The organism is Gynuella sp. (assembly GCF_050297175.1).
In the GTDB taxonomy this organism is placed as follows: Bacteria; Pseudomonadota; Gammaproteobacteria; order Pseudomonadales; family Natronospirillaceae; genus Gynuella.
Genome location: NZ_JBNKSF010000035.1, coordinates 225098 through 238674 on the forward strand (window position 1 = coordinate 225098; position 13577 = coordinate 238674).

The window sequence follows — 13577 nt, forward strand, 5'->3', positions numbered from 1 at the left end:
TTTATTAAAAACCTTTAAATGTGTCTTTCAACTTGTCAGCAGCTTTCTGTTTAGCCTTGTCTGCTTTCTTTTTAGCGGCATCCTTGGCTTTCTCTTCTGCTTCCCGTTTTTGCCGGGCGGCGAAGTCTTCCAGTTTCTGCTGTAACAAATCATCCAGTTGACCGGAAACCTGGTTCAAGTCCGTCAGTTGAACATCATATTTGTTCAACTGTTTGTTCACTGGCGCAAGCGCTTTATTGGCCTGTTGCTGCAGGCGGGTTTTCAGATCAGCAGTCAATGCCTGCTGTTGTTCCTTGAGTTGCGCGGTTATGGCCGATCCAATCTGTTCATCCAGACTGGAATCAATTTCGGTTTTCAGGTCATTCAGTTTTCCTTTGCCGGTGACGACCAGATCAAACTGGTGAATACGCGCCAATGCCCGACCCAGCTGTTTATTAACCTGGCCCTTGCCTTCGGTACTGAAGGTCGCTTTGTTAAACTGGCTACTCAGATTCAGATCGATCACCCCGTGAACAACCTTAACCAGACCATCCAGGTTGACCGAATCAGCCTGCAGCCCCAGTGTCATATCGTCGCTGTCCAACAGCTTTTTATCTTTCAGTGCCAGTCCTGACCAATCCACTTGATAGCGCTGCTCCCCCGGAATCATTTCACCGGTTATGGTCATGGCTTTCACACCGGTGTCACGGGTATCCGACATTGCGATGTTCATCGTTGCCGGACGTTGAATCGCACGATACTGACTGCTGAAGTCCTGTAACTGAATATCAAACTTATGAGTTTCCTTCAGAGCTTCCAGACGGGCATGCTGGAGCCAGAACGAGGGATCGGGATTGTTCGAGGGAAATATCACATCACGGCCTTTCAAACGTTCTGGCTTCGTATCAGTGTCTTCTTCGTCTGATTTGGGAATAAACGGCTCAGCACGTTCATACCAACGTTTTGCGGTGTCGAGATACGACAGAATTTGCGGTCCCAGGATAAACTCACTGATGTTGCGCAGATTGAAATTGCCCAGACTGTATTTTTCTGACAGACGATCCAGATCTTCGCCAGGGGCCGCTTTCAGCTCAGCCACTGCACTGTTCAGATTTTTGATACTGCTGTCTACCAGGGCCACCGAACTCTCAACCTTTTTTCGATCCTCCCGAATGGACTTCTGCAACTGCTCAAACTGCTGCCGGCCTTTTTGGAAATCCTCCAGTGTTTTGAAACGGGTATTGGCCAGTTCTTTGATCTGCCTGCTGTACTCAGCCAGTGCCTGCTGATCTGGGATGCTTTTGAGCCCGGTCTCAACATCTTTACGACTCTGATTAGCAACGGTCTGTAACTGTTCAGCCTTTTTCAATGTGATCAGTTGCTGTTTTTCCTGTTCGAGAATCTCTGCCGGAGTCGGTATCGCCTCAACTTTGTCCTGTACTATTTTGCGACCTTTGGTCACCAGACCGGGTTTCTGTTTCGAATCCGGTGCCGTTTTCGTCTTCAGTGGTTGCCATGGCTTTGAACGTGGCTGATCGAATACCATGCCGGAAACAGACAAATCAGAAACCACCACTTTTCCTCGCAGCAGTTTCCAGAACTGTATCTGGGCAAATGCTTTGTCGATGTACACGGCATCCTGATTGAAATCTTTGGCATCCGGCAACTGTAATCCAGAAAAATGAAACCCCAGCGGCTCAATGGAAAATGAAGCATCGGCAACGGTCACTGGTAAACCCGTCAGGGAGCGTCCGGTTGATTCAACCGTCATACGGGCGACGGTACCGGCAAATAAGTACCATCCCCCCACAAACAAAGCCAGCAATACAAAAAAACCAATGAGACCCGGCCAGCGGATAATCTTTTTCATGGCTGGTCCCCTTACTCTGAAACACGTTTATAGGCAGCAAACAGTTTGCTGGCCTTGATGAGCTGAATAACCCTGAGTTTGTTTACCCAGGCCAGTGCATGCACGCGATACTGCACCACCAGAATTCTGATGGCGACCACCACCGGCACAAATGCAATCAGCGCGGTCACCAGTGACCCCATGACCAGGGTGTTGTTAAAACGGGTAAAGCGCCAAAAATCACTCTGGTAAAGTGCAGTCCAAAGAGACTGAAGGCTGCCACGGGTTAGCACGTCCTCACCTACCTGCAACATGGACTGATCAGCCAGATAAGCGATGCCGGAAAAAAACGCAACACTCAACCAGAAGCTGGCCAAATGCGTGCGCAACACCAATGCCAGCAACAGAATAATCAGATTGTGAAAGCTCCAGAAAGGGGTCAACCCAATGATCATGCCCAGACCGATGGCAAATGCAATGGACCACGGGCCGGCGTTGGAGTTCAAAGCCTTAATAAAATCCAGAATTGTGTTAATCATAATAGTTATTCGCTATTTTTCCGTTAACTTATTAACTACATGAGCCGCAGCAACAAAACCAAATGTACCTGTTACCATGGTTGCCGCACCGAAACCCCCGGAGCAATCCAGACGAGTACTACTGTCGGATGGGGACCGAACGGCACAAACGGAGCCGTCAGGTTGAGGATACTTCAAAGCTTCCATAGAAAACACGCATGGCACCCCAAATTTTTTCTTCGGATCACGACTGAAACCGTAGTCTTTACGCAGAATCTGTCTGACCTTCTTGGCCAGTGGATCCTGCAGAGTGCGGGAAAGATCTGTAATCTGTATTTTGAGCGGGTCGATCTGTCCGCCTGCCCCGCCGGTGGTTATGATGGGAATTTTATGGCGAACACAGTAATTGATCAGTGCCGCCTTGGGTTTGACGCTGTCAATGGCATCCACCACAAAGTCCCATTGCGCGGAAACCATCGTGGTCACATTTTCCGGGGTCAGAAAGTCCTCAACAGCGGTGACTTCGCACAGCGGGTTAATGGCTTTGATCCGGGTCGCCATGCTGGCTACTTTCATTTTTCCAATCTCGCTACCCAGTGCATGAATCTGACGATTGGTATTGGTGACACAGATATCATCGAGATCCACCAGCACCAGATGACCGATACCCGTACGGGCCAGCGCTTCCGCCACCCAACTGCCAACACCACCAATACCGATGACAGCAACGGTTGCACCAGCCAGTGCCTGCAAACCACCAGTACCATACAGGCGGCCGGTCCCACCAAAACGATCAAGGTATTCAGGCTGCTGGGAAATCATCTGCGTTGGCTCATTATTCAGATCAGTCGTCATAGCTCACTCGGGCCTGGCCAGCATTTCGTGACAGGCACACCATTAAATGAAAGAGGGATAAGTAAAAACGGCCGCCGATTATACGATGGAGTGAGGTGAAAATCCTATGGAATAAGGTGTGATCAGGGGTCAACCGCGAAAACCGCTCCCCCTGATCCGCAAAAGCCTGCGAACAGAACCCGCAGGTAACTCAACCTGACATATTCAAACAGGCTGAACTTGATGCATTTGAATAGCTTCCCTTAAAAGTCTGCATAATGGTTTGACACTTTTTATGTATCAGGGACTTACTTCAAAGTTGTCGATCAGAAACCTAATGCTGCTAAAACCGGTTAGGCGGACATGAATAACCGTCAGGTTATTCATGACTCAGATAATCCATGATGTCTTCTTCCAGGTCCAATGCATCCGATTCAGTAATACCAAGAAGATCGTATACCTGGAACTTGCACATGGACCATTCCGTTATTTCCTGAAAGCGACGGTTTTTATGGATGATATTCTCGGACAATTTCAAAGCGGCATAATAATACTGATCTGGAGAACCGGTGATTTTGTCCAGAAAATGAACATCGTGATGATGCAAAATCACATGGCATACTTCTTTAGGCAGCCCCCACGCATTAGCCAGATAGTAGCCGACTATCGCATGATTTGAATGATATCTGCGGTTTTCCACTTCCACCAGCAGCTCATGGCTGGAGTTGGCTTCAACCAGAACATCCCGATAATCCGGATAGCGGATGGCAAATGCCGGAATACCGCAATCACAGAAAAGACCGAGAGTGTAGAGGTTATCGATCACTACCCGCTCTTTTAGCAAATCCGAAATATAGTTCATGCTGTTGGCAATATCACCAGCGGTATCCCAGAACCGCTCCATAGAGATACAGGATTTCTGAACATAGGATTGCCGCAGCAGTGCCCCTGTCATAACAGACTTTATCACCCGTATTCCCAAAAGCATAACCGCCTGCCGTATATCTCCAATTGAGGTAGACATGCCATAAAATGGCGAGTTAATGGTCTTGAGAATCAGTGACGACAGACCAACATCAACGGAAATCAGCTTGGCCACATCCGCAACGTTAACTTCGTCTCCAGCCAGGATATTTTCAAGGTTGACGAGAATTTCTGGTTTGGCAGGAATCACAAACCCTTTGGTTGCCATCGTCAGGGCATTTTCTTCAGCAGTTATCATTTCAGCAGTTGCCATGTAAACCTTGTCCTATATACCAGAGTGAAAACATCTTCATCAATATAGAAAAAAAAAAGACTTCCATCACAATATTGATGTTTTATTTTGCAATGCAGCTACTGACAGGTTTGCCTCCAAAATGACGCGTTCTCACAAACTGTGCATCTGCCTTAAGGGCAGCCTGAGTAGGTACCCACTATGAGCTATTGATTACGGGAGCTGTCACGGTTCTGCAAACTAGCCATGCTAGTCTGCCCGTTTTGGAATTCGTCAATCGACAACGATGAACAAGCTTTTTGTCATTCTTTTCGGGATACTGCCCACCCTATTCTGTGCATTCCAGTCCACTGCCAGTACTGATTCTGGTCAGTCTGACCATGGCAGTGATATGGATGGACCCGCGGTACTGAGTCATCATTGTATGACCTGCCATACCCAACATGGTGCGTGGGCTAAGCTGAAGACCGATCAGGACTGGGTGGATAGCGGTTTGATATCCGTGGATGAGCAGGGCAAGGGGGCTCCCGCATTGTCAGAAATTGTAATCAAGAGCCGACAAAACCCGTACAACAATGCGGGAAATATGCCATTGGTGGAAAACGGTTATGGTATCGATGAACTGAATATCGTCATTAAATGGATAGAAAGTATCCAGACTACACCGACAACACCTTGAAATTCAGTTTTTTCAGTGCTGCCGGTACTGCATGGCGCAATTGTCCTGGAGTAATTCGATAACGACTGACGACCAATACGCGATTGAGGTAACCATTCGTTTGCAATTGCAGGAAAAACAGCCTTTCAGCCCGCCACTCGGACATATTACTCAACCATTCACGCATATCTCTGGCCGCCGTGAAGTTCATGATCAGCAATCCATGAGGACTGAGGTGATCCAGCAATTCATTGGACCAGTGCCGGGAATACTCGACGCCTCGTACCGGTTCTCCCTGCAAATGACCGTAGACATCCTCGATCACAATATCCCATTGTTGTGATTGCTGCGGTAACCATTGCAGCGCATCCGCATGATGTAAACGCAGGTTTTCCTTTTCAATTCTGAAAAACTCGCGGGCAACATGGAGATGGCTGGCTTCAATCTCAACGGCATCAATGGATTCCGGTACAAACCAATAGTTCAGAGGATGAACTACTGAGCCGCCTCCCAATCCGAGCAGCAACACCTGATTCAATTGTTCGGGGGGAAGAGAGAATGCCGGCAGATACAACAGATCCCATAAGCCACCCAGACTCAAACGTCCAGGGTTGTATTGACTGTGGAAAACACCGTCGCTATAGAGGCGCAGAGTTTTTCCGGCACTGCGGACTTCGTAGCGGTGACCGTCTTTTTGCTGAAACCAGAGCAGCGCCATAATGCTCAGTGCAGAGCCGGAAACTGATATTCCAACAATGCCCGTGCATCCTTGAGCAGTTTGTCGCGATACTGTATTTCTATTTTGTTTCGGGCAAGATCCTGTTTCATACGTTCATTTTTGGGAAGTTGCTGACGTGCCTGATGACTATCGAAATCCTTGACCATCTCATACATTTCTTCAATGTTGGCAAATTGCTGTCGCTCTTCCTCACTGAGGTACAGGTTGTCCAGTAATACTTTGAGACGAATGGCGGCTTCAGATTCATTCATTTCACCGGCTACCAGTGTTCTGGCAATCACAGTAATACTTTCGATCAGCTCCTCACGCTGTTTGCGTCTGCGTTCAAGTTGCAAGGCTGTCTGCTGACGGACCTGTTGCCGTTGCCGAAATACGCGACGCCACATCACCACTGCAACAGCAGTCAGTGCCAGAATCGTTGTCGCTGCCAGTACAGTTAGCGTGATAGTCAGGGCAGTCATAAATCGGTCCTCTCCTCGCGCAATAGCTCTTTGGCTTCATCACTGGTCACTACATTGCACGTTTCGGTCAATGGATCAAACACGATATACACCTGCTTGTTCTGCAACTGCTGGCGAACTTGATCAACTTTTTCCAAAAGCGTGTAATCAGTGTCAAATTGATCAGCACCTTCCTGAACCACAAAGGCCTCCAGCAAAGCGGTCAAAGTCTCGGCAGGCAATGCTTCGTATGGGATGATCATGATGCGGCATACCGGAAACTGACATCATGTTCCCATTCACAACGTACACTCAATGCTGCATCTCCAGGGCAATGATGAATCCCCGTCGCATCCCAGTTAAATGTGTGTTTACCACTTAGCTCTGTTTCCAGGTGAACGGTGGCAGACACCCAATACATCTGGGTTAAAAGTCTCTCAAACTTGGACATCCAGCGCTCCCATTCATACTCCACAGCTTTGTAGGAAGCAGCAAAGTGGATCACCTGCGTCTGGTACGTTCCGCTCAGCAGTTCATCAGATGGCAACGAAAACATGCTGGTCAACAACGCAGGCTGCATATCCACTTCACCCAGTTCCAGTATGGCGTTGCAGTTGGTCAGTCGGAAGCGTGCCAGTTCATGGGAGCTGCTGCTGGGTACATCACGAATAACCCCGTAAACGATTGATTCCTGATCCACCTCAATTCTCCAACGTTTTCAAGTAATCCATAAATTCAGCTTCGTCCATGACCGGAATATTCAGCTCATTGGCCTTTTTCAGTTTTGATCCGGCACCCGGGCCAGCAACCACCTGAGTGGTTTTTTTGGATACACTGCCAGCCACCTTGGCGCCCAAAGCCAGTAACCGTTCGGAGGCCTCATCCCGACTCATGGCTTCAAGTTTACCGGTGACCACCCAGGTCTGGCCGGCCAGTAAAGCATCACCATTATCCTGCTGTTGTTGTGGCCATTGAATGCCCAGATCCAGCAACGCCTGAACTTCCTCACGGTTGTGGGTTTCAGCGAAGAAGGCAGAGACATATCTGGCAGCCACAGGACCAACATCATCCACGCCCAACAGATCCTCTTCTGAGGCATTCATCAGCTCATTTAGATCCGTAAAATGGTTGGCAAGGTTACGCGCTGTGGTTTCTCCCACTTCGCGGATACCCAGGGAAAACAGAAACCGTGGTAATGTTGTCAGCTTGCTACGTTCAAGCGCTTCCAACAGATTGTTAGCCGACTTCTCTGCCATACGCTCAAGATTCACCAGTTGCTCGAACGTCAGCCGAAAAAGGTCAGAAAAATGGTTAACCAGCTTAAGATCCACCAACGTATCAATCAGCTTGTCACCAAGGCCTTCAATGTCCATGGCCTTACGCGAAACAAAATGTTTCAGACCTTCTTTACGCTGGGCATCACAAAACAGGCCGGCGGTACAGCGCAAAGCCGCTTCGCCTTCAACCCGTAACACGTCTGAACCACAAACCGGGCAGGCGGTCGGAATAGCTATTACCTCACGCTCATCGTCATCAGCCTGATGAGCCACTTTCACAATCTGCGGAATCACATCACCGGCCCGACGAATAATCACCTGATCGTTGATGGCCAGGCCAAGACGGGTGATTTCGTCGAGGTTGTGGAGTGTGGCATTGCTGACAGTCACGCCGCCCACGAAAACCGGCTCAAGCCGAGCCACGGGCGTAATCGCACCGGTCCTGCCTACTTGATAATCTACCGCCAGCAGGCGTGTTTGCTCTTCCTGCGCCGGAAATTTGTGCGCAATAGCCCAACGTGGCGCCCGGGACACAAACCCCAGTCGCCTTTGCAAAATCACATCATCGATCTTGAACACAACTCCGTCGATGTCGTAATCCAGACCATCACGCTTGTTCAACATCTGTTGAAAATAATTCAGACAACCCTCAACACCCGTTACCTGGCGCATTTCGGAATTGATCTTTAACCCCCACTGTTGCAACTGTTTCAACAGTGCATATTGGCTGTCAGGTACTGTTCCCTGTTCAACCCGGCCAACGGAATAGCAGCAAAACTCCAGTGGCCGTTGTGCCGTGATTCCGGAATCCAGCTGACGCAATGCCCCCGACGCCGCATTACGGGGATTCATATAGGTTTTTTCATCGTTGCTGCGAAACCGTTCATTCATAGCTTCGAAGCCGGAACGGGTCATGTACACTTCACCGCGCACTTCCAGAATACCGGGATAATTGTCTCCCCGGAGACGCAGTGGGACATTACGAATGGCTTTGGCATTAGCGGTAATATTTTCACCTGTGGTGCCATCCCCCCGGGTGGCGGCGCGCACCAGCACACCATTTTCATATAACAGGCTGATGGCCAAACCATCAAGCTTGGGCTCGCAACAAAACTCAAATTCGTCCTGCTGACGCAGGCGATCCTGTATCCGGCGAACAAAATCGCGCATGTCAGGTTCGCCAAAGGCATTATCCAGAGACAGCATTGGCACTTCATGTACGACGGTTTCAAAACCTTCGGCCGGCCGGCCACTGACTCGTTGAGATGGAGAGTCGGGTGTGACCCATTCAGGGTGTTCAGATTCAATCTTCCGAAGCTGTTGCATCAAACGATCATATTCGGCATCAGTCACGGTGGATTCATTGAGCACATAATATTCATAGTTATGATGCTCAATAATTTGGCGCAGCTGTAGAAGCTGCTGATAGTCGGCTTGGTTCATATTGGGATTATGCATTTAAAAGCTGGGCGCGGGCGAATTCGCGGATCCGGTTACGACAATGTTCAACGGTCTGGCCCCGCATCACGCTGTGCATTTCATCTTTCAAAACACCGTGCATGTGACGGGCAACCACATTGGCTGTTTCATGCATGTAATCAAACGATTGCATGGCATCCGCACTATTGGGAAGCGTCATAAAAAAGGATACGCCCTGTATTGGCTGCTGCCCCATGTTATCGATATTAAATGTGCCGGGTTTCATGCAATTTGCCATACTGAACTGCAGCTGCCCCTTGTCATTAGTGCGATGAAAAATATCCATGGCACCGAAACGCATACCACACGCAAGCAGGATCTGCAGTAATTGCTCACCATCGAAACCTTCGTGCTCGGATACGACATTAATCACGATAACTTCCTGTGGTTCAACCAGGTCCTGACCTGGCACTTCTGTCGCAAAAATATCCATTTTTTCCTCAGCCGCTAGAGTTTTGGGTGGTTCACTGACCACTGCCGGTTCAGGTTGGAGGTCAAAATTGTCGGATTCCCGATCATACTCATCTTCAGGTTCATCGAAACTGTCTTCCAGATTTTCTGGCTCTTGTTCATCATCCAGTGCAAATGTTGGCTCCTGCCGAACATCGTCTTCTGCTTCGTATTGTGCTTCCGGCTCCTGAATGAAGTCTGTCTGATCGTTCCATTGGTCACTGTCCTGCTCTACCAGCTCAAGGGATTGCTGGTAGTGATCACCTTTAGCATCCTCACTATCAAAGTTATCTTGCTCAGGCTCAACCGACATAGTTTCCATTAGCAAAGGAACTTTTGTATCCAGATTAATTCTTTCATTACGTGCAAGAATTTCCTGTGGTGACAACGGCCTGACTCTGGCACCACCATTGGGCAGTTCTCCAGACGGGAACTCAGACAGTTCTTCTTCATCACGGGTATAGGAACCCTTATATTTAGGCCGTTCTTTCCAGCGACGAAACCCGTCGAGGAAAATTAAAATAATGGCCAGTACGCACAGGATTAACAGCCAATGTCGCAATTCCATGTCTCGACCCTTCTTATGCTCTCGATTATATTGCGGCCAGCTCTGCCGCTTCTTCTACGTTAACAGATACCAGCCTTGATACTCCAGGCTCATTCATCGTGACACCCATCAGGTCTTTGGCCATTTCCATGGCAATCTTGTTGTGAGTGATGTAGATAAATTGCACGTGCTCAGACATCGCATCCACCAATCGGGCATAACGCCCGACGTTAGCATCATCCAATGGTGCATCCACTTCATCCAGCATACAGAAGGGTGCCGGATTTAGTTTAAAGATGGAAAACACCAGAGCGATTGCCGTCAGTGCTTTTTCACCACCGGACAACAAATGAATGGTACTGTTTTTCTTACCTGGAGGTCGGGCCATGATGGCTACTCCGGTATCCAGTAAATCCTCTCCAGTCAATTCCAGATAGGCGTGACCACCACCAAACACTTTCGGAAACAGATCCTGTAATCCACCGTTGACCCGATCAAACGTTTCTTTAAAACGATTTCGGGTTTCACGGTCAATTTTGACGATGGCATTTTCCAGCGTTTCGAGTGCTTTCTGCAAATCATCATTTTGGGCATCCAGATAGGTTTTACGTTCACTCTGGATTTTATATTCGTCTATAGCTGCAAGGTTGATGGCACCCAGTCGCTGGATTTTCTGGTTGATCTGTTCCAGTTCCTGTTCCCATTCCTCTTCACTGGCATCCTCAGGCAGATTGGCCAGCACGGTTTCCAGATCAAAACTGGCTTCCTGCAATTGTTCCTGCAATGTGGTTCTGCGGGTAATGACAGTTTGTGATTCCATCCGAGCCTGTTCCAGTTTGCCGCGCACTTCCACGGCTTTGCCCTCCGAGCGATGGCGCTGACTGTCCAGCTCACGCATTTTGCTATCGATCGCTTCCATCTCGGCACGGGCATCAGCAACTTTCTGTTCCAACTCCAATCGCTGTTCCAGTTTGGTTTCCAGTTCGATCTGCAGATCGTTATCAGGCTCCAGCTGCTCTTCTTTCTGCATCAACAGCATTTCGCGTTTTTCCTGCAAACGTGCCAATTGTTGATCCAGGCGTTCAAGTGCAGTCTTTATCGCGTCAGCCTTGGCCTGACTGGCCTGATACTGCAACGCCAGAGAATGCACTTTATCTTTTTGTGAACGACTCGCATCTCGGGCTTCATCAACAGCCTGGCGCAGTTGCTCTCGCTCCTGCATCAGGTTTTCCCGTTCTTCTGTGCCTTCTTCCATGGCATCCAGAGCCGTCTGTAATTCTTCTCTGGACATGGCCATATTTTCCCGCTCTTCCGCGAGGTGGGTTTCCTGCTCGCTGATTTCCGCCAGCAATTGCTGGCGACGGTTTCTCATCTGTTCAGCCTGGGCCTGCTTGCCACTCAAGCGGGATTTAAAATCGGCATACTGACGGGCCAGCTGACCCAACTCCCGTTGAGCCTGCTCACGCTCCTCATTTAGTGAGCGAACCCGCATTTCCACAACCTCGACATCCACGTCGAGTTCTTCAACAGCCGCATCGAGTTCATCCAGCTGGATCTCAATTTCTTCAAGTTCGGTCTGACGACTTAGTATGCCATCAGCATCGTTACTATCTTTACTGATACGCAGCCAGTTGCGTCCCAGCCAGATACCGTCACGAGTGACGACTGATTCTCCAGCCTGAAGACTGCTGCGCATGGCCATAGCGGCTGGCAAGTCTTCTGCGATACGAATTCTGTCTAACAGGTCAGAGAGATCGTAGCGGCTATCCACTTCGGCACTTAGATAACCGGGTTGTGATGACGCTGCAGAGGCTGTCTGGTCGATCAGATTAAGCATACCCTGTTCAAAACGGGCCAAACCATGGGTCAAAGCCTCTGTGTCGTCTACACAGACGGCCTGCAGATAGGCACCCAGAACCGTTTCCACGGCTTTGTCCCAACCGTTTCGAACATGTACCTGCTGGGCCAGACGCTCCCGGTGCTGCAGTTGATGGCTTTCCAGCCAGCTTTGTACACCACCACCCGCCTCGCCCATTGCGGCCTGCTGCAAAGCTTCCAGCGTTGCCTGACGGCCCTTGATCTGGGTCTGACGACGTTGAGCATCGTTAAGTCGGGAACGTTTATCTTCCAGCTGGGTACGAGAGCTTTCGAGTTGTTCAGATAAGTCATCAAAACGATGTTGCTGAGTTTCCATGCTCTGCTCAGCTTCTTCGGTCTGCATCAATAACTCTTCGATTGCTTCTGCTTCCGGATCTGCCAGCAGACCATCACGTTCCTGATACAAAGAGCTCAGGCGCCGGTTTATCCGATCAATGACCTGCTCGAGATGTTGAATACGGGACTGAGCCACTTCTGCGGTTTGCTTGGGACCCGCCGAGTCCTGATTGAACAGCTCCCATTTGTGCTGCCATTGCTGCATGTTCTGTTCGTGGCGAACCAGAGCTTCCTGAGCCTCTTCTTCAGCAGCACGGGCCATTTCGAGTTCTGGCTCAGCAATCATCAACTGCTCTTCGATTTCCTCAAGCCGGTACTGATCTTCTTCTTTTTCGCGTGAGGTTTCCTGCAAACTGCGATCAAGTTCAATGAGATCAGTCTGCAACTGGGCAGCTTTTTCTTTCTGATGCTGCATGCTCTGTTCGAACCGGGCGATCTCAGTTCCAAGCTGGTAATACTGACTCTGTACCTGATTGAAAACTTCTGTGCGGTCATTATGACTGTCACGTAACTCTTCAACCTGAGCATCGATGCTGCGCTGTTCGGCAATATATTTTTCGTATTCGGTTTCCAGTTCGTTAATGCGCATTTCCCGCTGCCCGGCATCTTCATCAAGCCGCTGCCAGCGAATTGCACTCAACTGTGCCTTTCTCTCCCGCTCTTCTTTTTTCAGCTCGGTATATTTTTCCGCCGCCTGGGCCTGGCGATGCAGGTGCTGCAGCTGACGTTCCAACTCATCACGGATATCTGTTAGCCGTTCCAGGTTTTCCTGAGTCCGGCGCATACGCGACTCAGTCTCTTTACGGCGCTCTTTATATTTGGAAATACCTGCAGCTTCTTCGATATATACCCGCAGTTCTTCCGGCTTGGCCTCAATCAAACGGGATATCATCCCCTGCTCGATAATCGCATAACTACGAGCCCCAAGGCCGGTTCCCAAAAACAGGTCGGTGATATCTTTGCGCCGGCACTTGGTACCGTTGAGAAAATAGTTGGACTGACCGTCCCGGGTGACTTTGCGGCGTACTGAGATCTCGGCATATTTGGCATATTCACCGGGCGCTTTGCCATCGTGATTATCAAACACCAATTCCACCGAACACTGACCGACCGGTTTACGATTATTGGAGCCGTTGAAAATCACATCGGTCATAGATTCGCCACGCAGGTGCTTGGCGGAAGACTCCCCCATCACCCAGCGAACGGCATCGATGGTATTGGACTTGCCACAACCATTCGGACCGACAATTGCAGTCATATTGGTTGGAAATGGAATCGTGGTTGGATCGACAAAAGACTTAAAACCAGCCAGCTTGATACATTTAAGACGCATTGAGTCCAAATTCTCCGAAACTTTTTGACCCTTCCCTGATTCAC

Annotated in this window: 12 protein-coding genes; 1 reads left to right on the forward strand and 11 read right to left on the reverse strand. The window is 49.4% G+C overall.

The features are described from left to right. Positions 1-4: 4 nt before the first annotated feature. The 4 genes from ACQY6I_RS14095 to ACQY6I_RS14110 form a co-directional block, all read right to left on the reverse strand. Positions 5-1849: a TIGR03545 family protein gene (locus ACQY6I_RS14095; protein WP_428242131.1), complete on the reverse strand. Its 1845-nt coding sequence runs from the start codon at positions 1847-1849 to the stop codon at positions 5-7. Positions 1850-1860: 11 nt separating this feature from the next. After that, positions 1861-2367, reverse strand: coding sequence for a TIGR03546 family protein (locus ACQY6I_RS14100; RefSeq protein WP_428242132.1), 507 nt, complete (start codon positions 2365-2367; stop codon positions 1861-1863). Between the two features lie 12 nt (positions 2368-2379). After that, the gene (gene tcdA / locus ACQY6I_RS14105) at positions 2380-3201 is read right to left on the reverse strand and encodes a tRNA cyclic N6-threonylcarbamoyladenosine(37) synthase TcdA (RefSeq protein ID WP_428242133.1); all 822 of its coding nucleotides are present in this window, start codon (positions 3199-3201) and stop codon (positions 2380-2382) included. 358 nt (positions 3202-3559) lie between these two features. Further along, positions 3560-4417 (reverse strand): HDOD domain-containing protein, encoded by an 858-nt coding sequence (locus ACQY6I_RS14110; protein ID WP_428242134.1) that lies wholly within the window; start codon positions 4415-4417, stop codon positions 3560-3562. A 265-nt stretch (positions 4418-4682) separates the two neighbouring features. Here ACQY6I_RS14110 and ACQY6I_RS14115 point away from each other — a divergent pair, with 265 nt between their 5' ends. After that, complete coding sequence (locus ACQY6I_RS14115; protein WP_428242135.1) at positions 4683-5075, forward strand: hypothetical protein; 393 nt, start codon at positions 4683-4685, stop codon at positions 5073-5075. Here ACQY6I_RS14115 and ACQY6I_RS14120 read toward each other — a convergent pair. From ACQY6I_RS14120 to smc, 7 genes are read right to left on the reverse strand one after another with little or no spacing between them, the layout of a single operon-like run. Further along, a complete protein-coding gene (locus ACQY6I_RS14120) occupies positions 5056-5772 on the reverse strand; it encodes a hypothetical protein (protein ID WP_428242136.1) in 717 nt (238 codons plus the stop codon). The genes ACQY6I_RS14115 and ACQY6I_RS14120 overlap by 20 nt on opposite strands. A 5-nt stretch (positions 5773-5777) precedes the next feature. Next, entirely contained in the window at positions 5778-6254 is a 477-nt protein-coding gene (locus ACQY6I_RS14125; RefSeq protein WP_428242137.1) for a DUF2489 domain-containing protein, read from the reverse strand. Beyond that, entirely contained in the window at positions 6251-6496 is a 246-nt protein-coding gene (locus tag ACQY6I_RS14130) for a YheU family protein (protein WP_428242138.1), read from the reverse strand. The genes ACQY6I_RS14125 and ACQY6I_RS14130 overlap by 4 nt, the downstream gene beginning before the upstream one ends. Further along, the gene (locus ACQY6I_RS14135; RefSeq protein ID WP_428242139.1) at positions 6493-6933 is read right to left on the reverse strand and encodes a hypothetical protein; all 441 of its coding nucleotides are present in this window, start codon (positions 6931-6933) and stop codon (positions 6493-6495) included. Before ACQY6I_RS14135 ends, ACQY6I_RS14130 begins: the two co-directional genes overlap by 4 nt. Position 6934: 1 nt before the next feature. Beyond that, positions 6935-8953: an NAD-dependent DNA ligase LigA gene (ligA, locus tag ACQY6I_RS14140; protein WP_428242140.1), complete on the reverse strand. Its 2019-nt coding sequence runs from the start codon at positions 8951-8953 to the stop codon at positions 6935-6937. Positions 8954-8960: 7 nt separating this feature from the next. Beyond that, positions 8961-10007, reverse strand: coding sequence for a cell division protein ZipA (gene zipA, locus ACQY6I_RS14145; RefSeq protein ID WP_428242141.1), 1047 nt, complete (start codon positions 10005-10007; stop codon positions 8961-8963). Positions 10008-10032: 25 nt separating this feature from the next. Next, a complete protein-coding gene (smc, locus tag ACQY6I_RS14150) occupies positions 10033-13533 on the reverse strand; it encodes a chromosome segregation protein SMC (protein WP_428242142.1) in 3501 nt (1166 codons plus the stop codon). Between the last annotated feature and the right edge of the window lie 44 nt (positions 13534-13577).